Origin of the sequence: Amycolatopsis alba DSM 44262, assembly GCF_000384215.1 — a bacterium.
Taxonomy (GTDB): domain Bacteria; phylum Actinomycetota; class Actinomycetes; order Mycobacteriales; family Pseudonocardiaceae; genus Amycolatopsis; species Amycolatopsis alba.
Map to the genome: position 1 here is coordinate 1916054 of NZ_KB913032.1, position 21693 is coordinate 1937746.

Annotated in this window: 24 protein-coding genes; 8 read left to right on the top strand and 16 right to left on the bottom strand. The window is 68.7% G+C overall.

The features are described 5' to 3' along the window. Nucleotides 1–5 precede the first annotated feature (5 nt). The gene (locus tag AMYAL_RS0108805; protein WP_245192841.1) at nt 6–908 is read left to right on the top strand and encodes a DUF4436 family protein; all 903 of its coding nucleotides are present in this window, start codon (nt 6–8) and stop codon (nt 906–908) included. A gap of 265 nt (nt 909–1173) precedes the next feature. Here the strand turns inward: AMYAL_RS0108805 and AMYAL_RS0108815 are convergent, their stop codons facing one another. Beyond that, nucleotides 1174–2025 (bottom strand): nitroreductase/quinone reductase family protein, encoded by an 852-nt coding sequence (locus AMYAL_RS0108815; protein WP_020630940.1) that lies wholly within the window; start codon nt 2023–2025, stop codon nt 1174–1176. A gap of 399 nt (nt 2026–2424) precedes the next feature. On the opposite strand from AMYAL_RS0108815, the gene AMYAL_RS0108820 reads away from it, so the two are divergent. Next, the gene (locus AMYAL_RS0108820; protein WP_020630941.1) at nt 2425–3681 is read left to right on the top strand and encodes an HNH endonuclease signature motif containing protein; all 1257 of its coding nucleotides are present in this window, start codon (nt 2425–2427) and stop codon (nt 3679–3681) included. 142 nt (nt 3682–3823) lie between these two features. Here the strand turns inward: AMYAL_RS0108820 and AMYAL_RS0108825 are convergent, their stop codons facing one another. Continuing rightward, complete coding sequence (locus AMYAL_RS0108825) at nt 3824–4294, bottom strand: GNAT family N-acetyltransferase (protein WP_020630942.1); 471 nt, start codon at nt 4292–4294, stop codon at nt 3824–3826. Further along, nucleotides 4291–5169 (bottom strand): aminoglycoside phosphotransferase family protein, encoded by an 879-nt coding sequence (locus AMYAL_RS0108830; RefSeq protein ID WP_020630943.1) that lies wholly within the window; start codon nt 5167–5169, stop codon nt 4291–4293. Before AMYAL_RS0108830 ends, AMYAL_RS0108825 begins: the two co-directional genes overlap by 4 nt. 27 nt (nt 5170–5196) lie before the next feature. Here AMYAL_RS0108830 and AMYAL_RS0108835 point away from each other — a divergent pair, with 27 nt between their 5' ends. Beyond that, a complete protein-coding gene (locus AMYAL_RS0108835; protein ID WP_020630944.1) occupies nt 5197–5712 on the top strand; it encodes a GNAT family N-acetyltransferase in 516 nt (171 codons plus the stop codon). Here the strand turns inward: AMYAL_RS0108835 and AMYAL_RS0108840 are convergent, their stop codons facing one another. Further along, on the bottom strand, nt 5713–6138 hold the full coding sequence (locus AMYAL_RS0108840; RefSeq protein WP_020630945.1) for an acyl-CoA thioesterase: 426 nt from the start codon (nt 6136–6138) through the stop codon (nt 5713–5715). Nucleotides 6139–6165: 27 nt separating this feature from the next. After that, on the bottom strand, nt 6166–6942 hold the full coding sequence (locus AMYAL_RS0108845; RefSeq protein ID WP_026466876.1) for a helix-turn-helix domain-containing protein: 777 nt from the start codon (nt 6940–6942) through the stop codon (nt 6166–6168). 67 nt (nt 6943–7009) lie between these two features. Here AMYAL_RS0108845 and AMYAL_RS0108850 point away from each other — a divergent pair, with 67 nt between their 5' ends. After that, nucleotides 7010–7729, top strand: coding sequence for a hypothetical protein (locus AMYAL_RS0108850; protein WP_020630947.1), 720 nt, complete (start codon nt 7010–7012; stop codon nt 7727–7729). Between the two features lie 39 nt (nt 7730–7768). On the opposite strand, the gene AMYAL_RS0108855 is transcribed toward AMYAL_RS0108850, so the two are convergent. From AMYAL_RS0108855 to AMYAL_RS0108880, 6 genes are all read right to left on the bottom strand, one after another. Continuing rightward, nucleotides 7769–8143, bottom strand: coding sequence for a DUF427 domain-containing protein (locus AMYAL_RS0108855; RefSeq protein WP_020630948.1), 375 nt, complete (start codon nt 8141–8143; stop codon nt 7769–7771). Nucleotides 8144–8208: 65 nt separating this feature from the next. After that, entirely contained in the window at nt 8209–8973 is a 765-nt protein-coding gene (locus tag AMYAL_RS0108860) for an HAD family acid phosphatase (RefSeq protein ID WP_020630949.1), read from the bottom strand. Between the two features lie 11 nt (nt 8974–8984). Continuing rightward, nucleotides 8985–10154, bottom strand: a complete 1170-nt coding sequence (locus AMYAL_RS0108865) for a class I SAM-dependent methyltransferase (protein WP_020630950.1) — start codon at nt 10152–10154, stop codon at nt 8985–8987. Nucleotides 10155–10157: 3 nt separating this feature from the next. Further along, nucleotides 10158–11120 carry a class I SAM-dependent methyltransferase gene (locus tag AMYAL_RS0108870; protein WP_020630951.1) on the bottom strand — a complete coding sequence of 321 codons (963 nt, stop codon included), beginning with the start codon at nt 11118–11120 and terminating at the stop codon, nt 10158–10160. A 5-nt stretch (nt 11121–11125) separates the two neighbouring features. Beyond that, nucleotides 11126–11905 (bottom strand): enoyl-CoA hydratase/isomerase family protein, encoded by a 780-nt coding sequence (locus AMYAL_RS0108875; RefSeq protein WP_020630952.1) that lies wholly within the window; start codon nt 11903–11905, stop codon nt 11126–11128. Between the two features lie 55 nt (nt 11906–11960). Beyond that, nucleotides 11961–12773: an ABC transporter ATP-binding protein gene (locus tag AMYAL_RS0108880; protein ID WP_020630953.1), complete on the bottom strand. Its 813-nt coding sequence runs from the start codon at nt 12771–12773 to the stop codon at nt 11961–11963. Between the two features lie 341 nt (nt 12774–13114). On the opposite strand from AMYAL_RS0108880, the gene AMYAL_RS0108890 reads away from it, so the two are divergent. Continuing rightward, nucleotides 13115–13663, top strand: coding sequence for a cysteine dioxygenase (locus AMYAL_RS0108890; RefSeq protein ID WP_020630954.1), 549 nt, complete (start codon nt 13115–13117; stop codon nt 13661–13663). Further along, on the top strand, nt 13660–14055 hold the full coding sequence (locus tag AMYAL_RS0108895) for a rhodanese-like domain-containing protein (protein WP_020630955.1): 396 nt from the start codon (nt 13660–13662) through the stop codon (nt 14053–14055). Before AMYAL_RS0108890 ends, AMYAL_RS0108895 begins: the two co-directional genes overlap by 4 nt. Here the strand turns inward: AMYAL_RS0108895 and AMYAL_RS0108900 are convergent. The 4 genes from AMYAL_RS0108900 to AMYAL_RS0108915 all read right to left on the bottom strand — a co-directional run bounded on the left by AMYAL_RS0108900 (nt 14052) and on the right by AMYAL_RS0108915 (nt 16843). Continuing rightward, entirely contained in the window at nt 14052–14885 is an 834-nt protein-coding gene (locus tag AMYAL_RS0108900; protein WP_020630956.1) for a hypothetical protein, read from the bottom strand. The genes AMYAL_RS0108895 and AMYAL_RS0108900 overlap by 4 nt on opposite strands. Before the next feature lie 117 nt (nt 14886–15002). Continuing rightward, entirely contained in the window at nt 15003–15599 is a 597-nt protein-coding gene (locus AMYAL_RS45775) for a hypothetical protein (protein WP_020630957.1), read from the bottom strand. A 17-nt stretch (nt 15600–15616) separates the two neighbouring features. Then, nucleotides 15617–15988 carry a DUF6317 family protein gene (locus AMYAL_RS0108910; protein WP_020630958.1) on the bottom strand — a complete coding sequence of 124 codons (372 nt, stop codon included), beginning with the start codon at nt 15986–15988 and terminating at the stop codon, nt 15617–15619. Between the two features lie 15 nt (nt 15989–16003). Further along, nucleotides 16004–16843, bottom strand: a complete 840-nt coding sequence (locus tag AMYAL_RS0108915) for a hypothetical protein (protein ID WP_342364858.1) — start codon at nt 16841–16843, stop codon at nt 16004–16006. A gap of 355 nt (nt 16844–17198) precedes the next feature. On the opposite strand from AMYAL_RS0108915, the gene AMYAL_RS0108920 reads away from it, so the two are divergent. Then, nucleotides 17199–17396 (top strand): hypothetical protein, encoded by a 198-nt coding sequence (locus AMYAL_RS0108920; RefSeq protein WP_020630960.1) that lies wholly within the window; start codon nt 17199–17201, stop codon nt 17394–17396. Nucleotide 17397: 1 nt separating this feature from the next. On the opposite strand, the gene glgP is transcribed toward AMYAL_RS0108920, so the two are convergent. Continuing rightward, complete coding sequence (gene glgP, locus AMYAL_RS0108925; protein WP_020630961.1) at nt 17398–19938, bottom strand: alpha-glucan family phosphorylase; 2541 nt, start codon at nt 19936–19938, stop codon at nt 17398–17400. 146 nt (nt 19939–20084) lie between these two features. Here glgP and AMYAL_RS0108930 point away from each other — a divergent pair, with 146 nt between their 5' ends. Then, entirely contained in the window at nt 20085–21551 is a 1467-nt protein-coding gene (locus AMYAL_RS0108930; RefSeq protein ID WP_039795375.1) for a neutral zinc metallopeptidase, read from the top strand. Nucleotides 21552–21693: the final 142 nt, after the last annotated feature.

Sequence of the window (21693 nt, forward strand, 5' to 3'; positions counted from 1 at the left end):
CGGCCATGCGGAAGATCACTCCGGTGTCCAAGATCGTCGCCACCGCGCTGGCCGTGGCGATCGCCGCCGGGCTCGGCCTGTGGCTGCACGCCGCGGACCGGACCGCGGGCGACACCGGGCACTGGGTGGGCTCGCACGAACCGGACCGGATCGAGGTCAACGCGTCCGTACTCAAGGTGGACGCCGCCGCGCGCGAGGCCGTGCTGCGCGTGCTGGTCGTCCCGCTCGGCCGGTTCGGGGAAGACGACGGCGTCGCGTCGACCGGCGAACTACGGCTGCTGTCTTCCTCCAGCCTTCGCGATGACCGCGTCTTCCCCGCGCACCACCGGATCTCCAGTTTCGATCTCCCGATCGCGCTGACCGGCGGAGCCGTCACCGACTACCCGTTCGACGGTTACGAGGCGCGGATCGAGTTCGCGGCCGTCCACAACGGGGAACCCGCCCCGGTACTGTTCACACTGGACAAAGTGGACAGTCTGTTCTCCTTCTCCGTCACGAATTATCGCGCGGGCGAAGACCAGGGCGGGCTCGATGTCCGGTTCAGCCGCTCCGCCAGCGTGCTGGTCTTCGCGCTGTTCATGATGATCACCATGTGGGGACTGGCCATCGCGGTGTTCCTCGGCGCGCGGCATCTGATCGCGCACAGGAAAGGCCTAGTCTGGCCGTCGTTCGGGTTCATGGCCGCGACGCTGTTCGCGCTCGCCGGTTTCCGCAATCTCGCCCCTGGCTCGCCACCGATCGGCTCGTTGCTGGACTACACGGCCTTCCTGTGGGCCGAGGTCGTCATCGCGCTGTGCGTCGTGGTCGCGGTGGTGACAGGCGCGATCACCGAGGCCGCCTCAAGCCCGTCGCGCTTGGACCGCCGCGCTCAACGAACGGCGTCGGCCGAGGGTTCCGGTGCGGGGTAGGAGGGTTCGCGAAAAAGATCGCTGTATCGCTCACCCTGGGGAGTCTTCGGGTCGTATCGCTCGGCCTGGGCATCGAGCGGATGGCTGAACAGTGCACTGTCCGTGCTGTGAGTTTTGACGGTGAAACCTTTCAAAGGGGACCGCCGGTTCGCGGTCTTCGGCGAGGCCGGGGACGAATTCCGCCGCCTCGCGGCGTCACGCTGAGAGCGCCGCCACCTGCCACGATACACGCCCTGGGGCCGAAACCCCAGGGCATCCACCTCGATCAGCCGGGTGCCGTCACGTTGAGTACCGTCACGACGGTTCGTTCTTCGTAAGCGAAGTGAGCTTCGAGTTTCTCCGCGAGCTCGTCGAAGTCGTCGCGCAGGCGAGCGGGATCACTCTGGCCGTGGACGTAGCCCTCGACGAGCTCACGGATCCGCTTCTGCAACGTCGCGACGACGACGTGATCCTCCCCGAGCTTCGTCAGCGCCGGAGCAAGCGCCGGAAACCGTTGCGCCAGCATCGGAAACGCGCCCATATCCTCGCCGGTGTGATGCTTGGTCAGCGCCTCGCAAAACGAAACACAGTGCGCCCGCAAGGATTTCTCCATGGTGAGCGAAGCCGCGCGGCCGGACACCAGGTCGTCGACCCCAGCGCGCAGCGTCTTGAGTTCCTCCCTCAGCCAGTCATGGACCTCCACCAGGAAGTCCCCCATCCCCCGCATCCGGTCGTCGATCCGGTGCAAGATCACGACGGGCAGCTCGCGTGTCGTTTTCGCCTGGTACTCGGCGAATCCAGGTTCCTCGGCGATGACCTTCGCGAACAACGCTTCACGCTCAGCCGCGGGCGGGACGGCCGCGATCGCCTCATAGCTCTCGGTCCCCGTCTCGATCGTGACCCGATGATCCCGCCGGATGTTGTGATACCACCCCGGATGCCTCGGCGCCCCCATATTCGAAGCGACGACGACGGTCTTGCCGTCAATTTCGAGACACCCCAACGGGTTCGTCCGCCGCTCGCCACTCTTGGCGCCGATGGTGGTGAGCAGGATCAGCTTCCACCCCTCGAACATGCCGCCGAGTTTTCCCTTGTTCCGCCTGAATTCCTCGATCACCTGGTCGTTGAAGCCGGTCAATGCGGTCCTTTCCCGTCGCTGTGTCGACAGGAGGCACGGAATGATCACCGAAGAAGAGCACACGAGCCTTGGCGCACCCGTTTTCCGGGCGCACCGCATGGAGGCGTCATCCCACGACGCGGGGATGAGTGAATACGAGAGACGGTGTGTGCCGATCTCTGGTGGCCGAGTAGCCGTTACCTCCATGCGTAGGCCCATACGGGGCTCAAGGACGACGCTAGCACATGGTCGGTCCGCAGCGCATCTGCCCGCCCTGCTCGCGACGCCGAGCCAACTTTTTCTTATATTCACAGGACAAACTCAATGACAAACACCAAGATGACTTGACCTGCCAAAGAAACCACCCCTGTCATAAACATTCAATAGCACAGGTGTTCGAATCGGTGTACTATTGATCTCGTGGCCATCGACAGCACATCCCCGACGACACCCACCGAGTGGTGGCGTGCCGACACCGCGACGCTGCATGCCCGTAAGCAGGAACTCGAAGTCCTCAAGCGGCAGCTGGATGCGGAGCAGAACGCGATCCTGGCGGAGATCAACATCCGCGGGGTTCGCGGCTGCTCGGGTCATTCGACGCTGGCGTCGATGATCTATGAGGATTTCCGTGTCACCGCGAAGGAAGCCGACGATCGGGCCGACCGGGTCCTGGCCCTGTATCCCGGCCCGTCCATTGGCGGTGACCCTGTGCCGCCTTTGGCGCCGTTGACTGCTGCTGCTTCCGCGGAAGGCGCGATCGGCGGCAGCCAGATCGACGCGATCATCAAAACCCTCGCCCGCATCCCTTCCGCCGTCCCGGAAGAGGACGTGCGGGGCGGGGAGAAAATCCTCGTGGATCTCGCTCGCCACGCCGGGCCGCGGGCGATCGCGCAAGCCGGGCGGCGGCTGCTGGACGAACTCGACCCCGACGGGAAAGAGCCCCGCAACGAGGACCCGAAGGATGGTCGTCCGGAGCTGCGGTTCGTCAAGCACCGCGACGGCACCCTCGGCTTGAAAGGCACTCTCGACCTGGAAACGTATGCGCGGTTGAAGTCCGACCTTGATCCGATGGCCAAACCCCACAAGGCCATCGACGGAGTCCGGGACTCCCGCACCCAGGACGAACGCTACGGGGATGCCTTCACCGACTACGTGCGGCTAAAGACCACCAGCCGGAACCTTCCCGGCCAGGCCGGGGAAGCCACCCACATCCTGGTCACCATGTCCTACGACGACCTGATCAATGATCTGGGCGAAGCGCATCTGGATCTGGTCGGGCCCATCAGCGCCACCGACGCCCGCATCCTCGCCTGCGACGCCCGCGTCCGCCCCGGCGTACTGGGCACCGCGGGTGAACCTTTGGACATCGGCCGGTCGAAACGCACCGTCTCCCTCGCCCAGAAATACGCACTCACCCTTCGTGATGGTGGCTGTGCCTTTCCTGGCTGCGATATGCCGGTGCCACGGTGCACGGCGCACCATATTGTTTTCTGGCGGCACCACGGCGAAACCAAAATCGACAATTTAGTGCTCCTGTGCACCAAGCATCATCGGCTGATCCACCGCAGCGAATGGAAAGTCCAGATCGCCCAAGACGGGTTACCGGAGTTCACCGCACCCGCCTACCTCGACCCCACCGGCCAACCCAGACGCAACACCATGCACCTCAGAACATAGGCCGACCCGCGTGAAGCCTCCGAAACCACTGCCCAGAATCAGGGCAAGTGAGGAATTTCGCTGCATCGTGTGCGCCTCGCGTCAAGCCCGCCGGTTTCGTCCTGTGATCCCTCACCCGACCCTTCAGCAAAGGCTTCAGCGACTAGTCCAACGCCAACTCCCCGACCGTCTGCCCTCCGCTCTTCTCTCCTGTAGGCAGGAAGCCGAGCCTCAGGTAAAAGTCCTCGGGGCCGTCGCCGCCGGGGTGCCAGGTGGTGGTCATCCGAGTACCGCCCCTGCGGCGAATCTCAGCGGCCACGGCCTCGACCGCGAAGCGACCATAACCGCGACCTTGTTCTCCTGCCGCGATGTTGAGGCGCCACAGACCCGAGCGAAGATCAGTGCCTGTCCCGTCACCAGCGAAGTCGATGTCCAGGAAGGCCATGAGGAAACCGACGACCCGATCGCCATCGAGAATGAGGCGGGGCCAGGCTACGCCGGGGTACACGTATGCCTCGGCGAGAGATTTCACTACCGGCGCGACCAGATGGTTCTGTTCGGGGTGAACTCGCACCTCGATCGCGGCGTCGAAGTTTTCGGCGGTGACCTCTGCCAGCCGGAGCGTCCGCGTCACGCAGCCTCCTCCAGGACTTCCCCGATCACGTAGCGCGCGTTGCCCGCCATCGCCTGATTGGTCGTCCGGTAGTACGGCAGTGCGATCAGTGCCTGCGAGAGCGTCCGGGCACGGCCCCGTGTCCAGGTCGCGTCGTCCGCACCCAGCTTTTCCCGGAAGACCTCTCTCGCGTCGGCGGGCAGCAGATTCCACGCCGGGAACAGATCGCAGGCCGGGTCGCCCGCTCCCATGCAGCCGAAGTCGATCACCGCGGCGAGCCGGTCGCCGTCCACCAGCAGGTTGCCCGGCATGAGGTCGGCGTGCAGCCAGACCGGCGGCTCCTCACCGTCCGGTGCTCGCGACGCCTTCTCCCACAGTGCCAGGACGGCGTCGCAGTCGACGTTCTCCTCCGGAATCTCGCGCAAGCTCTCGATCGCCGACCGGGTTTCGGTGTCGAGCGTCGCGAGCGGGCCGCCGCGGTATGCCTTCGGTGCTCCCGTCAGGGGCAGGCGCCGCATCGCCAGCACGAACTCGGCCAGGTCTTCGGCCAACGGCACGGACCGGCCCAGTGGCGGATGCTCCCCCGGTAGCCAGCGGTACACCGACCACGGCCACGGGTAGCCCTCGCCAGGCTGTCCTGCCCCGAGCACCTCAGGGACGGAAGTGGGCAGCCGAGGCGCGATGCGGGGCAGCCACCGCTGCTCCAGGGCGACGTCCTTCGCTCCGCTCGCGACGAGCGGTAACCGCACGACCATGTCGTCGCCCAGCCGGAACATGGCGTTGACGGTGCCGCCGGACGGCCACCGTTCGACCGGTGCTCCGTCCCACCGAGGAAACTGTGCCGCGATCAACGCGCGTACGAGGTTCTCGTCGATGGCATCTCTCACGACAGCCATCCAACCAACGCGGGCATCATCGATGCCATGCCGATCATCACCGGCCCCGAGCACCTCACCCCCGAAACCGTCATCCGTCCGGCCTTGCCAGGTGAGGAGGACGCGGTGCTCGACCTCCTCACCGAGGCCGCCACCTGGCTAGCCGGGCGCGGAATCCGTCAATGGCCTCGCCGCTTCCCGCGAGAATCGGTTCACCGCCAGATCGAACTGGGCGAGGCACTGCTGATCACCAGGCACCACAAGCCGATCGCGACCGGCGTGGTCACCGAAGCGGAGCCGGAGCTCTGGGGCGAGGCCACGGAACCGGCCTACTATCTCGGCCGTCTCGCGGTGGCACGGGAAGCGGCCGGGCTCGGGATCCGGATCATCGACTGGGTCGGCGAGAAGGCCGCCGCACGGGGCAAGACCTTCGTCCGGGTGGCGACCACGCGGGACAACCCTGCCTTGCGCGCACTCTACGAGCGCGCGGGATTCGAGCACGTGGCGGATCCGCCCGCGGCGAAATGGCCGACCAGCCTCTATCAGCGGGCCACCGGCGGGTGATCACGTCAGGCCGAGGATTTCGGGCCGCGCCGCGTGTTTCCGCCAGTGCTGTCCGGGATCCGGGACCAGACGCCGTAGTTCGAGATCCAGCAGTCCGGAAAGGCTTTCGACCTCGGCCACCACGGCACCGTCCGATGCCACGAATTCCTGGACGACCCGCGACACCTTGCCTGGTTCCCAGGTGAACCGGGTCAGGACGTCGATCCGCGCGCGGGCGCGAAGCTCGCGGCGGAACCGGATCGTCGTTTCGAGGTTGATCGGGCCGAGGTTCGCGGCCTTGAGCGCCAGCGGGTCCACCCCGGCCGCCCACACGCATTCCCAGCGCGCGTGATCGGCGTACGCGAGGTAGGCGGGGCCGCGGACGTGCCCGTTGATGTCGAGATCGTCCGTGCGGATGTCGATGGTGACGCGGAAAGGTTCGGGCACTCCCCGATCTTCGTCTCGGCGGCCGCTTCAGTCTGGAACGTTTCGGCCAGTCCAAGACCGCACCAGCGCGCCGGGCGAGGCGCCCGACAGCCGACGGCACTCGCGCCCGAGATGGGACTGGTCCGCGTAGCCCACGTCGGCGGCGACGCCGGCCAGCGAAGAACGATCCCGCGCGACGTCCTCGACCCGGTTGAGGAACCGGTGGAACCGCAGCACCCGCTGCAGTTCCTTGGGACCGACGCCGACTTCGTGCCACAGATGCCGCCGGAGGCCACGTTCGCTCACGCCCAGCTCCGCCGCCACCCGGTCGGTGCGGGCGCCCGGCGACCGCAGCGCGCGAGCGGCCGCGATCGACAGCCCGTCCAGCTCGACGTCCTGGAGCCTTTCGGCGACCAGCTCCTCCAGGACCGACCGTGCGGCGGCAGGCGTCACGCACTCCGCCAGCTTGGATTCCGCTCGACGGGCACGCCCCGCCCACAGGTCACGCAACGGGGTGGCCTCCGCCGCCAGATCTGTCATCGGCAGCCCCAGTACCGCGCCACCGGCACCGCACCGCAGGCGCAACCCGACGGTCCACTCCGCCGACGGCAGCTCATGCCGCAGCACACCGCGCACCGTGGTCACCACGGCGAGCCCTCGCCCGTCCCAGACGAGGTCCGCGCAACCGTCCGGGAACACCCGCAGCGGACGGCTACGGCCCACCCAGCCCGTCCAGGCACTCTCGACCACGCCGGCCACCTTCGCGACCGGCGCGCTTTCGCGGTACACGGAACGGCCCGAACGGCGACGCAGCGGAACACCCACGCCCGCCACTATGCCCCCGCCCACCGACAAGATGCGCCCCGCTTGATCTTGCTGAAGACTTGCCGCCGTGCTGAGGCCGGTATTCGACCCGTCCCCCGCCGAGTGGATCTCCTCCAGGCTCGGCGGGGCGTTCGGCGCGGCTTGCCGCACGGTTCCGCGTGGTTACCCCGCCTACGCCCGGCTCTGCCATCCCGCCGAACGCGACCGCGGCGGCTGGGCGAGCTGGCGCGACGCCGCGGCCGAAACGGGGCGGCGCGCCCACGGCGCCATGCAGTGGCACGCGCTCGTCGGCTCCCCGGATCCGGTGAACCTCACCGGCTCGCTCTGGCGAGGCTCCCCGCCGGGACGCGGCACTCTGCCGTCGCACAGCCTCACCGCGCTGCTGGCCGTCCTCGGCGAGCACACGTCCGCTTCGGACGCCTGGTTCTGCCTCTGGGAGGGCTACGGCTGGGCCGACGAGGCGACGTTGTCCCGCGAGCACCTCGACGCGCCGCGCCTGCGGCATCCCGGCCGTGACTACCTGCTGTTCACCGGGCCGTTGACGTCGGCGACGGAACTCGGCTGGCGGCCCCGGCCGAGCTGGTTCGAGACACAGTCGCCCAACCTGTTCTGGCCGGACGACCGCGCGTGGTGCGTGGCCACCGAGGTCGACTTCGATTCGACCCTCGTCGCGGGCGAGGAGGCCCTGATCGACGCGCTCCTCGATTCGCCCGGCCTCGATGCCTGGCGGATCGAGCCCGACACGTCACTCGCGGCCGACGGGGACCGGATCAATCACCTCGCGTGACCGCAAGGCGGAAGAACCCGCCTCGCGGTCACAGCGGGGTCAGCGCTCTTCGATCGCGTCCACCTTCGACGGGTAGAACGCCACGTGGTCCTTGATCTCGGCGACCGCGTCGTGCGGCGCCTCGTAGGTCCAGACGGCGTTCTCGGCGAGGCCGTCACCGGTGCGGACGCTGTAGTACGACGCGTCGCCCTTGAACGGGCAGTATGTCGAATGGTCCGTCCGCTCCAGCAGGGCGAAGTCGACGTCGGCGCGCGGGATGTACTGCGCCGGCGGGTAGTTCGCCTCCTGCAGCGTGAGCGCGTTCGCGCTGTCCGCCACGACCTTCCCGCCGACCGTGACGACCACTCGCGCCTTGTTCGGCGCCACCGTGATCGGGTGGCTCGCGCTGGGCTTCAACACCTTCTTGTCAGGCATGGATCAGCTCCCTCGGGGGTTTCTCCGCTACCGGGCACAGCGACCCCGCCCGCGCGGATATTCCCTCAGGGCAGGTAGTACATCGGGTTCGGCAGCTTGACCGGGAACTCCGCGTAACCGCCTTCGAGGTCGCTGAACTGGTCGCCGAAGTTGGCGAGGATGGTCGCGCCGGTCGAGGCGATGTGCTTCCGCGTGCCCGCCTTGTACTGGACGGTGGTGCACGTCAGCCCGCACGGCAGGTAGTCCGGCGCGGTGGTCTTCGGCTTGAAGAACGCCCCCGCGGGCGCCGGGTAGCCCTCGTTCGCGAGGTTCTTGAGCGACTGCGGGCCCTGGAACTCGTTGCGGCCGGTCAGGAAGTAGACCTTCACGCCGCGCTGCGCGGCCCAGTTCGCCAGTTCCAGCACCGGCTTGTTCGCGACGAAGGTGCCCTTGTCGATCGCTTCCTGCTGTTTCTTCGGGTCGAAGCCGAAGTCGTTGTCGGCCTCCCAGCCGTAGGTGACTTCGGCGGTGTCGTCGACGTCGAACACGACGGCGGGGTTCTTCACAGCGCGGTCCAGCCGCCGCGCGAGGTAGCGCTTGGCGTCCTCGACCTGGCGCTTGGTGTCGGAGACGAACCGGCTGCCGTCCGAGTACTGGTGCTTGCCGTCGGGGCCGACGACGTCGCCGTAGTAGGCCTTGACGTCCAGTTTGACCTGGCCGATGTTGGCGGGTTCGTGACCTCGCCGCCAGGCCGCGTCGTCCTGGTTCGCGACGGCGGTGGCACCGCCCGCGAGGACGGCTCCGGCGGCCGCTGCGGCGGCCAGTTTCAGCAGACCGGTGAACCGGCTCATGGAAGTGCTCCTCACGTCAGCTTTGCGCGGCAGAGGAACGCTACTCCAGAACGGCCGATTCTGGTCAGTACCAAAGTCGCTTCTTCACCGCCACGGGGTTTCAGCTTGCGCCGCAACGCATCCGGGTCTACGTCGAGACCGCGGACGAGGATCTCCAGCCTGCCGATATCGTGCTTCTTCAGCAGTACGCGCAAATTCTTCTCGCTGTACGGTCCGTACTCGAACACCCGGAACGCCCGGATTCCCGGTGGCGGAACGTCCCCGGTCAGGTACGCGATGCGTTCGTCGAGCTGCCACAAACCGTGCCGCGCCGCGTAATGCCGCACGAGCCCCGCCCGGACGACGGCGCCGTCGGGGTCGACGATCCATTCACCCGGCTCATGCATGGGAATCTCGTCGGGATCGGCGTCGGTCACCGTCCACTGTGCACCGTCCGAACGCAACACCGTCGCACGCCGGGACACGGTGGATCCCACGCCGCGCCACAGGCACGCCTCACGGACGTGACCGTCCAAAGAGACCAGTTCGACCTCGTCCGCCCAGGGCGCGATGGAGAAATCGAGACCCGGCGCGCATTTGACCGAAAGTTCGCGACCCGCGTACGCCTCGACCAAGCCGTCCAGCGGCGGCAGGAAATCGGCGGGCTTCCAGGCCCGGCGCCCGGCCGAGTCGCGGCGGGCGGGGTCGGCGACGACGACCGAAGACCGGCTGACCGGGCGCAACGCGTCGGCACGCACCAAAACAGGCGAAACACCGGCTTCGGAAGCGTTGTGCCGCGCCATCGCCAGCCGGACCTCGTCCAGATCCGAGCCCAGCGCGCGGGAGGCGACGCGGGCGATCTCGATCAGGTCCGCGCCGACGGAACACGTCACGTCGTGCACGTCGCGTCCGGCCAGCCGCGAAGCCCGGTGCCGGGCGACGAGCGTGGCGCTGGCCTGCTGGAGGGCGTCGCCGGTGAACAGCCAAGAACCCGCGGAGTCCAGTTTGGCCGACGATTTCCGTCCCAGCACCACCGTTTCCAGCACGGCGGCCGCGTGGTCCGGGGCGATCCGGCGGACGGCGGCGACGTCGGCGATGCGGGTCTTGTCGGTCAGCGGCAGTGAAGAGCATTCGGCGAGCGCCGCGCTTCCCGCGCCGGAGCGCAGGAAGGCGACGTCGTCGAGGGTGAACTGATACGGCACTACCTACGGCCGCTTGGTGCCGGTGATCATCACGTTGTAGAACAGCTCGCGCGGCAGCACCTTGGCGAGCAGCTTCTTGTCCAAAGCGGACAGCCGCAGCCACAGCCGGTACGCGAACAGACGCCAGCGCAGCGTCAGCTTCTCCTGCGGCACGGCGGCTTCGAAGGTCCGGATCGGCCAGCCCGCGAGCGCGGCGGCGAACTCCTCGGTGACCGCGCGGACGTCCTGCGCGCCCGCGCCGCGGGCCATCGACTCGAGGTCGGACGGGTCGAAGGTGTGGATGTCGACCACGGCCTCCAGCGCGGCCGCGCGGGAAGACTCGTCGAGTTCCTCCTGCGGACGGCGCCAGCCGTTCAGCACCGGGATCTTGGTCAGGTTGGTGGTGAGGTACCACGTGATCTGGCCGAGCTTGCGGGCGTAGAAGTCGCCGACCTTCGTCGGCTCGCCCGCGAAGACGAACCGGCCGCCCGGCTTCAGCACCCGCAGCACCTCGGCGAACGCCGCGCGGACGTCGGGGATGTGGTGCAGCACCGCGTGCCCGACGACGAGGTCGAAGCTGTTGTCCTCGTAGGGGATCCGCTCCGCGTCGGCGACCCGGCCGTCGACGTCGAGGCCGAGGTTCTCGGCGTTGCGCAGCGCGACCTGGACCATGCCGGGCGAGAGGTCGGTGACCGACCCCTTCTTGATCACCCCGCCCTGCATCAGGTTCAGCAGGAAGAAACCGGTGCCGCTGCCCAGTTCCATCGCGGTCGGGTACGGCTGGCCGTCGTCACCGGCGACGGCGTTGAACACGTCCGTCGCGTAGGTGATGCAGCGCTCGTCGTAGGAAATGGACCATTTCTCGTCGTAGGTCCCGGCTTCCCAGTCGTGGTAGAGCACGTTGGCGAGCTTGGGGTCGTCGAAGGCGGCCTTGACCTCTTCGGCGGTGGCGTGCGGGTTCGGCGCCGGGTCGTTCACCTGGGTCATCGTGCTTACTTCCCCTCGAAGGTGGCCTTGCCAGGGCCGTTTTCGATGAACGACTTCATGCCGTTGCGCTGGTCCTCGGTCGCCCAGAGCGCGGCGAAGAGGTGGGATTCGAGCTTGAGTCCGCTCGCGAGGTCGGTGTCGAGACCACCGTCGATCGCGGCCTTCGCGGCACGCAGGGCCACGGCCGGACCGTTCGCGAACTGCGCGGCCCACTTGTGCGCGGCGGCGTAGACGTCGTCCGGAGCCACGACCTCGTCGAGGATGCCCAGCGCCAGCGCCTCTTCGGCCTTCACGAAGCGGCCGGTGAACACGAGGTCCTTGGTCTTGCTCGGCCCGATGAGCCGCGCCAGGCGCTGCGTGCCGCCGGCGCCGGGGATGACGCCGAGCTGGATCTCCGGCTGGCCGACCTTGACGTTGTCGCCGGCGATCCGGCGGTCCGCGGTCAGCGCGAGTTCGAGGCCGCCGCCGAGCGCGTAGCCGGTGATGGCCGCGACGACCGGCTTCGGGATGTTCGCGATGGTGGCCAGCGACGCGGTCAGCGCCGCGCCGAACTTCGCGATCTCGGGGTAGGTGCGCTCGGCCATCTCCTTGATGTCCGCGCCGCCCGCGAAGGTCTTCTCGCCGCCGTAGAGGATCACGGCGCGCACGTCGTCGCGCTCGGAGGCCTCACGGGCCGCCTCGGCCAGCTCGGCCTGCACCTGGTTGTTCAGCGCGTTGACCGGCGGGCGGTCCAGCCGGATCGTGCCGACCCCGCCTTCGACCTCGAGACTTACGAACTCTCCCACGCCGTCCTCCTTAACCGTCCGAGACAGATTGCAGGCTACCGGTCAGTACGACTTGTCAGCGCCGACGGGCGAAGAAGCGATCACCGGACCGTTCGAGCAGGAGGTCCTGATCGAACGTCTTGGACAGGTTGTCGCTGGTCACGACATCGTCCACGAGACCGGACGCGACCGCGCGGCCGTCACGCAGCAGCAGCGCGTGGGTGAATCCCGGCGGGATTTCTTCCACGTGATGGGTGACGAGCACCATGGCCGGGGCCTCCGGGTCGAGGGCCAGCTCGGACAGGCGCGCGACGAGGTCTTCACGGCCGCCGAGGTCGAGTCCGGCGGCGGGTTCGTCGAGCAGCAGCATCTCCGGGTCGGTCATCAGCGACCGCGCGATCAGCGTCCGCTTGCGCTCGCCCTCCGACAGCGTGCCGAAAGTGCGCTCGGCCAGGTGCGGGATGCCCAGCGCGGCCAGCAGTTCGCGGGCGCGGTCGGTGTCGAGGCTGTCGTACTCCTCACGCCAGCGGCCGACGACGGCGTACCCGGCGCTCACCACGACGTCGAGGACGCGCTCCTCACCGGGGACCCGCTGGGCGATCGCGGCCGAGGTGAACCCGATCCGCGGGCGCAGCTCGAAGATGTTGACCTTGCCGATCCGGTCACCGAGCAGGTCGACCGTTCCCGAGGTCGGGTGGAGTTCGGCCGCGGCCAGCCGGAGCAGGGTGGTCTTGCCCGCGCCGTTCGGGCCGAGCACCACCCAGCGTTCGTCCAGTTCCACGGTCCAGTCGAGGTCGGCGAGGAGGTCGTTGCCTGTTCGGCGGACCCCGACACCGGTCATCCTCACCACGAGGTCGTCAAGTTCGCTGGGCTGGATCGGCTCGCTCACGGGCCCATTGTGTCCGCACGGGCGCGCGCGTGTGCACCGGGCCGTCGGTCAGGGGATAGCGGCTGGTCCAGGGAGTGGGACAGAGCTGTTCCGAGTAACCGCCGCGGCGGCGGCTGTGGCACCATCGAAGACGTGATCAGGTCCGTGGCCGCCGCCTTCCCCGTCATCGGGGGCTCTTTCTGGCGCCGCCGCACCATCGACCTGCTCCTCGTCGCCTCGTCCGGGTGTACCACCGCGCGACACGGCTGAAGTCCCGCTCTTTCCCCGGCACCCCGCGTGCCGGGAGACCCGTGTCGCGCCGCGTTCGGCCCTGCCCGCGAACCTTCACGAGGAGCCTCACCGTGACCACGTCCGTCTCGTCCCGTCAGGACTTCGAGATCCACCCGCAGCTGACCGACCCGCTGCTGCCGGAACTGCTGCACCCCGAGCGCCTGCTCTGGACGCCGCGGGAGCTGGCCGACCTGACCTCCACCGTCACCACCGAACTGACCACCGGCCTGCGCGGCCTGCTGCGCTTCGACGAGGCCCGCCGCTGGTGGGCGCGGCTCGCGCTGACCGACGGCGTCGAACTGTGGCTGCTGTCCTGGCTGCCAGGCCAGCAGACCAAACCGCACGACCACGGCGGCGCGTCCGGCTCGTTCACCGTGCTGCAGGGCGAACTCGGCGAGGAGTACCGCTATCCCGGCGGCCCGGTCCGGCGCCGCACGCATGTCGCGGGCGAGGGCATCGGCTTCGGCGCGGGGCGCGCGCACCAGGTGACCGGCATCGGCACCGAGCCCGCCGCCAGCGTCCACGCCTACTCGCCGCCGCTGGTCGCGACCCGTGAATACGTCACGCTCGCCGACGTCCCCGCCGAGATCCCCTCGCTGGCCCCGATACTGGGCCGATGACCGCCATCGACGAACTGCTGGCCGCCGCCCGGTCCGGGCTGAACCGGGCGGAGCCCGAGCAGGCGCTGCGGCTGCAGCGCGACGGTGCCCTGATCGTGGACATCCGCCCGCACGTGAACCGGTTCGAAGAGGGCGAGATCCCCGGCTCGGTGATCGTCGAGCGGATCCACCTCGAGTGGCGGCTCGCGCCGGACAGCGAATGGCGGCTGCCGGAGGTGAAACCGGACTCGACCGTGATCGTCGTGTGCAACGAGGGGTACTCGTCGAGCCTGGCCGCCGCCGACCTGAAGCGGCTCGGCCTGCCGGGCGCAACCGACCTCGAAGGCGGGTTCCGCGCCTGGCGTTCGGCGGGCCTCCCGGTCCGTGAGGGTGGCACCCCCGCGGTTCCCTAGCGGCGGATCGCCAGCCGGGCGATCGAGTCCGGGGACAGCGGCAGCGCCGCGTGGATCCCGGCGCCTCTCGTCGGCCTGGGGTTGACCAGGACACCTGTCGCCACTTCCCGCCTGGCGGCCGCGAGCACGACCTCGCGGCCGGTCCGGGGACGGATCCGGGCCCAGCCGGCGCCGGTGAGCGCGCGGTACTCGGCCAGCAGCCGCTCGTCGGTGAAGACGCAGAGCCAGTCGCCGTGCGCGCCGAGGCGGGCCGGGACCGGCGCGCCCGCCTCGTCCGCCGGACCCCACACCGTGCCGTCGAGGAACATCCGCATGACCGAGGGGACGGGGTCGCGCAGACCGCCGTCGGTCTGCTCCCGCTCCGGGCGGACGTTCCCGGCGATCCATCGGGACGCGAGCCGGAAGTCCTCTCCGGTGAGGTCTTCCTGGAAACCGTCCAAGCTGTTCTTGACGGTCCCCAGGAAGTCGTAGAAGCGCCTGGTGCAGGTCCGCTCGGAAACCGCCACCCTGCCGCGCCCGACCATGGTCCTGATCCGGCCGACCATGCCCGCCCCGCCGCTCACCGGATCCACGCCGAGGTTGTAGGCGGTCCAGACGATTTCGGGCATGAGCGGATCGGCGAACCGCTCGAGAACGCGGTTCAGCCGCAACAGCACGATCTCGCGCACCCTGCCGGGCTCGGCGTCCTCGGCGATACCCCAGATCGCCCGCAGTTCCGGCCCCAGCGCACGGCGAAGCCCGTCCTGCTGGATCCCGGCGCGGGCGTGGACGTGATGCAGCCGATCCTTGGCCCTACGCGATGTTTTCGTTTCCTTCGCCGAAGCCACCATTCCTCCGCGATTCAGGATCGGCCCGGCAAAGTGTATTTCACCTGCCCGTTCCGCATTGTTCGGCGGGAATCGAGAATCGACCGTTTCTTTTGTTCGGTACCGGCTTGACGAGTCCGGCTAGTGCCCGGACCAGAACCGATGAACGCCGTCGCTGATCGTCTGGGTCCATCGATCGTCCTTGATCAGGCCACCCATGCCGGGCCCCGGACGCGGACCGGGCCGCCCGGAAATCACGTCGGGCCGCGGTTCGGGCGCGGGCGACGGCAGGGATCGCCGAGGAGCGTGCCGGGGGAAGCCCCCGAGCGCCGCCTGCAGCCCGGCCAACTCCTCGCCCACCTCGGTCAGGGTGGCCGCCGCCCGCGCCGCCGCCTCGGTCCGCTGGGCGGCCAGCCGATCGAGGAGTGACTGGTCGGCCGTGTACCGCGCGCTTCTGGTCAGCTGCTCCAGGATCGCTACGAAGTCGTCAAGGGCCCGCGCGGCGCGGGCGTGTTCCTCCGCGACCATCCGGCACCGGGCGGCCAGTTCGGCCCGCCTGGCCGAGTACGCGGTGTGCCCCCGGCCGGACCAGCCACCGGGGTCGATCTGCCGTAGCTCGACGGCGAGATCCTCCAGCGAGCGGGAGATCGCCCGAATGCGTTCCGCCTCGCTTCTGAGCACGCTGATCATCCCCGCCGTCCAGGGCGCGCGCTCGCCCTCCGGGTGTCCGGTCTCCATCGTCCGTCCTCTTCTTCTCAGCCGAGAACGGCTCGGATGGACCTGGTGCCGACGGTGCCGTCCGAAGAGACGACAGCCGGCCAAGCGGGGCTTTCGGCGACTTCGATCGCCCGGACCTTTTCGATCGCCTCCAGTTCCCCGTCGCGGTAATCACGCGCGGCCTTGCCCAGCCGATCGCCGAGCCCCCGGACGTCCTCGGCGAGCACGGCGACGCTGTGCGCGGAAGCGTGCTGGAAGCTCTCCAGCGCCTTCGCGAGCACGGGGTCCCCCGCCTCACTCGCCGTGGCCTTGAACCCCAAGGCAGGCTGTTTGGTGAAGCTCTCCGCGATGTCGTGGAACCGATCGCCCGCTCGGGTCAGCTTGTCGGGCACGGCTTCGAAATCGATCATTTCCGGCGTCCTCGGTCAGCAATCACGGGCGAGCCGGGCGATCTCCTCCGGCGGGAGAGGCAGCGTGGCTTCGATCCCGGTACCCACCACCGGGCTCGGATTGATCAGCACCCCGGTCGGCAAGATCCGGCCCGCCGCGGTCCGCACCACGTCCCGGCCCGTCCACCGGCAGGTCCGGGGCCAGTTCGCCCCAGTGGACTCCTGATAACCGGTCAGCAACTTTTCCTCGGTGAAGACACAGAACCACTCGATTCCGCCGGGCTTCGCGGCGAGAGGGACGCCGTCATCGTCTGCGGGCCCGTGAACGGTGTTGTCGAGAAACATCTTCAGCACCGGCTCCACCGGCGCCCGCAGCCGCCGGATCGCCGCGGACAGTCCATCCTGGACGGCGGGTTCCGGGGCACCGGGACGGCTGTTCCCGGCCAGCCGGCGCGAAGCCTGGTCCAGCTCCTCATCGGTCACCGGCCTTTGGACGGCGCCAAGGCTTTTTTCGAGGGCGGGCAGAAACTTCTCGTAGAACCGGCGGGTACAGGTCCGAAGGCCGCAGTCGACGCCGCCCTCTTCGACCAACCGCTCAAGCCGCTGGACGACGCCGCTTTTCTCGTCGGGCGAAGCGGCACCGACGTTGTAGGCGGTCCAGACGATCACGGACAACTCCGGTTCCGAGAATTGGGCAAGGACACGGTTCAGTCGCACGAGGACGATCTCGCGCACACGAGACGCGTCGGCGTCTTCGCCGATACCCCAGCGCGCGAGCAAATCCGGCCCGAGCGCACGGGAGAGCCCGTCCTGCCAGAGGCCGTTGCGAGCGTGGATGCGGCGCACCCTGTCCTCTGGTCTTTCCCTTTTCCTCACCGAAGCCACTATTCCTCCCCTTCGCGACCTCAAGGACGAAGAGCCTAGGCGAACGCAATTCGATGCGCGAAGCGCCCTGACTTCGGAAAACGCGGTGTCGAAGATTTTCGAAAATCCGCTCCCACCTGCTTCTTTGTCCTTTTTTGGACAGCACCCTGGAGCAAGTTTGTCATTTGTTTGCCACCGACTTGACAAACAAACTCGGGTGACCAATCGGTGACAAAAACAAACCGTACGTACGTCTCTTGACCATTCCCTGACCAAGGCACGGCAAGGGCTGTGCGAAGACGATCACCTTGCCTAGCTTCGAAGTACCGGCCGCGCGTCGAGCGCGGCCCGAGACAAGGAGTACGGAATGGAACTCGCCGTGATCGTCGGGCAGGCGATGCTGCTGGGCGGCGGAGCGACCTGGCTGGTCTCCTCACGCTGGCATCAGCGCCGTCAGGCCGAACTCGTGCGGTCCACAGAGGCCGCGTGGGAATACGCGAGGTACCTGGAGTACGTCGCGGCGCACCGGCGCCCGCCTCGTCCTGGGCCGCCGTTCTTGGGATGAGCTACGCGTGGACCACCCTGGCGAGTTCCGCCGGGGTGGCGAGCAAACGGTGTTTCGGCAGCACCCGGACGGTGTAGCCGATCGAGCCGGGGTGCGGCAGTTTCAGCCGTGCCACGAACGCGCCGATCCCGTCGCCGGACATTCCGACGGTGACGGGATCGGTCAGCTCGTCCCCGTCGCCCACTTTCCCGACGACGGCCTGGACGTCCACTTCGGACGGTTCGAGACCGGCGAGGTCGATCCGGGCCCGGATGATCACCTCGGTCCCGGTGACCATCGGCGCGGCGTCCTCGACGAGCAGTTCGGTGTCGAAGATCCGCACCCGCGGCCAGGAGACGTCGAGTTTGGTCCGGTAGTCGGCCAGCGAAAGCGCGCCGCGATACCCGTCACCGGTCGCCTCCGCGACCATCCGCGAAGCGGGAAGGTAACCCGATTCGACGTACTCCCGCACCATCCGCGCGGCCTGCACGCGCGGCCCGAGGCTCTCCAGCGTGTGCCACACCATCGACAGCCAGCCGCCGGGCACGCCGCCGGCGTCACGGTCGTAGAACAGCGGCGCGATCTGGTGCCCCAGCAGGTCGTAGAGCGCCGCGGCTTCCAGTTCGTCGCGGCGCAGCGGGTCGGTGACGCCGTCCGCGGTCGGGATCGCCCAGCCGTTGCTGCCGTCGTAGCACTCGTCCCACCAGCCGTCGCGGATGGACAGGTTGAGGCCGCCGTTGAGCGCGGACTTCATCCCCGAGGTGCCGCACGCCTCCAGCTGCCGCACCGGCGTGTTCAGCCAGACGTCGCAGCCGCGGTAGAGGTAGCGCGCCATGGACATGTCGTAGTCCGGCAGGAAGACGATGCGGCGCCGGACCTCGGGATCGTCGACGAACCGGACGATCTGCTGGATCAGCTGCTTGCCGCCCTCGTCGGCCGGATGCGATTTGCCCGCGACGACCAGCTGGATCGGGCGCCGCTCGTCCAGCAGCAGCGCGCGCAGGCGCTCCGGGTCGCGCAGCATCAGCGTCAGCCGTTTGTACGTCGGCACGCGGCGCGCGAAGCCGACGGTCAGCACATCCGGGTCGAAGACCGTGTCGGTCCAGCCGAGTTCGAGCGCGGACGCGCCGCGCTGCATCCACGCGGCCCGCACCCGGCGCCGCACCTCGGCGACCAGCTTCTCGCGCAGCTCACGCCGCAGCGCCCACAACTGCTCGTCGCTGACACCGTCCCGCAGCGGCTTCCCCTGCGTGCCGTCGAGACCCAGTTCCTCGTGGTTGCGCCCGAGCAGCGCGCTCAGTTCGCGCGCGACCCAGGTCGGGCCGTGGACACCGTTGGTGACCGAAGAGACGGGCACCTCGTCGAAGTCGAATCCCGGCCACAGCCGGGAGAACATCCGCCGTGACACGCGGCCGTGCAGCGCCGAGACACCGTTCGCGCGCTGGGCGAGCCGCAGGCCCATGTGCGCCATGTTGAACAGGCCGGGGTTGTCCTCCGCGCCGAGCGCGAGCACGCGGCGCGGGTCGACGTCCGGGACCAGCCTGCCGTCGGTGAAGTACCGCTGAACGAGGTCGACGGGGAACCGGTCGATCCCCGCGCTGACCGGCGTGTGCGTGGTGAACACGGTGCCGGCGCGGACGGCGGGCAGTGCCTCGTCGAACGCCAGCCCGTCGGCCTGGATGATCTCGCGGGCGCGTTCCAGCCCGAGGAAACCGGCGTGGCCCTCGTTGGTGTGGAACACCTTCGGCTGCGGATGCCCGGTCAGCTCGCAGTAGCGCCGGACCGCGCGGAAGCCGCCGATCCCGGCCAGGATCTCCTGGCGGATGCGATGGTCGGCGTCGCCGCCGTAGAGCCTGTCGGTGACCGCGCGCAGGTCCTCGTCGTTGGCCTCGGTGTCGGTGTCGAGCAGCAGCAGCGGGATCCGGCCGACGCGGGCCTTCCAGATCTGCGCGTGCAGCGTCCGCCCGGCAGGCATCGCGACGTCGACCACCACCGGCTTGCCGCCGTCGGTCAGCAGCTCCAGCGGGAAGGCGTTGGGGTCGATCACCGGATAGTGCTCGACCTGCCAGCCGTCGAGCGACAGCGCCTGCCGGAAGTACCCGGCGCGGTAGAGCAGCCCGACGCCGATCATCGGCACGCCGAGATCCGACGCCGCCTTGAGGTGGTCCCCGGCGAGCACGCCGAGGCCGCCGGAGTAGTTCGGCAGCGCTTCGGTGACGCCGAACTCCATCGAGAAGTACGCGACGGCAGGCGGGAGATCGGCGTCGTCCTGCTTCTGGTACCAGCGCGGCTCGGCGAGATAGCGGTCCAGATCGGCGACCGCCTCGCGCGCGTGGGCGAGGAAGGCTTCGTCCACGGCCAGCTCGTCGAGCCGGGCCGGGGGCAGGGCGGTGAGCATCCGCAGCGGATCGCGGACGCGGTTGAACAGCTCCGCGTCCATCGACGCGAACAGGTCGCGAGTGGGCGGATGCCAGGTCCAGCGCAGATTCGTGGCGAGGTCACCGAGGCCGGAGAGCGACTCCGGCAGGCTCGCGCGGACGGTGAACCGGCGGACTGCTCTCATGAGGAGCGACCATATCGGGACCCACCCCGCCCCGCTCAAGACCCACTTCGGGGATTACCTGCACGCGGGCCATAAGCGCTGGGTAGGGTCCCAGCTTGCCGGTGTACCCGCGGCCCGGTCGGGGCCCTGACGACAAGCGAGTGAAGATGATCCAAGGGGGATTGCGGGGCTTTCGGCGCCCGGCTCTGATCGCGATCGTGGCGGTGGTGGCCCTCGGGCTCAGCGCTTGCAACGACAAGGGCGGCACCAGCGCAGGCAAGGAAGGCAGCCAGCCCGGCGCCGGTGACATCGCCGGTCTGCCGGTCACGCATTTCGAGAGCGGACTGAAGCCGGACGCCCCCAAGCCGGACCTTCAGGTCCGCAACGAGGACGGCTCCGAAGATGACCAGCTCGCCATCGCCGCGATCGCCGACGCCCAGACCTACTGGACCGAGGTCATGCCGCGCGACTTCGGCCAGCAGTACGAGCCGCTGAAGTCGCTGCTGTCCTACAGCGCGCGCTCCGACGACGAAGACACCAAGTGCGGCAGCGTCAAGGGCCTGGTCAACGCCTTCTACTGCCCGCCGGACGACTCGGTGGCGTGGGACCGCGGCGTGCTGCTGCCGATGTTGCGCGAGCGGTTCGGGAAGATGGCGAGCGCCGTCGTGCTCGCGCACGAACTCGGGCACGCCGTGCAGTACCGGCTCGGCGAGAAGGCCAACATCAAGAAGAACACCCCCTCGATCGTCAAGGAGCAGCAGGCCGACTGCTTCGCCGGCGGCTACTTCCGCTGGGTCGCCGAGGAGAAGAGCAAGTTCTACAGGCTCTCCACCTCCGAGGGCCTCAACCAGGTCATGGCGTCGCTGTTCCTGATCCGCGACCAGGCGGGCACCAGCGCGACGAAGCAAGGCGCGCACGGCACCGCGTTCGACCGCACGTACGCGTTCCAGGTCGGGTTCGAGAAGGGCCCGAAGGAATGCGCCGCGATGAACGAGGAGAACATCAAGGCGCGGATCACCGAGCGCCCGTTCGACAAGGGTGACAAGGGCAAGGGCGACGCGAAGCTCGACGCCGAGATCATCGGGATCCTCAAGAAGAGCCTCGACGAGGCCTTCAAGGGCGCCGGCGTCCCCGGCCCGGAGATCACCGAGGACGGCAACGGCAGCTGCTCCGGCGGCCCCAGCACCCCGCCCGCGTCGTACTGCCCGTCGAACAACACCGTCAGCATCGACATGGCCAAACTGCGCGAACTCGCCCAGCCGGTCGACCAAGAGGCCGAATGGAAGAGCGGGCAGAGCGAGGGCAAGGGCGACTTCGCCGCGTTCTCGGAAATCGCGTCCCGCTACGCGATGGGCATCCAGAAGGGTGTCGGCGCGTCGATCGACAACGCGAACGCGGGACTGCGCACCGCGTGCCTGGTCGGCGCCTGGGCGAAGGCCAGCTCGGTGCCCGGCGGGACGCTGCGGCTCTCGGCCGGTGACCTCGACGAGGCCATCTCCGACCTGCTGAGCCCGGACAGCCTCGTCTCGGCCGACGTCAACGGCAAGCGCGTGGACAACGGTTTCGAGCGGATCGAGGCGCTGCGGAAGGGCTACCTGGAGAGCTCTTCGGTCTGCTCGACGCAGTACGGCTGATCGGCGCTGCTGGTCAAGCTCGCGGCCCGTGGGAACGCGTTGCGAAAGCCACTTTCGCAACGTTGAAGGTTGCGAAAGTGGCTTTCGCAACGCCGCCTGCCCGCCGGACCGCGCCACCAGAACGCGACGTACCACTCGCGAC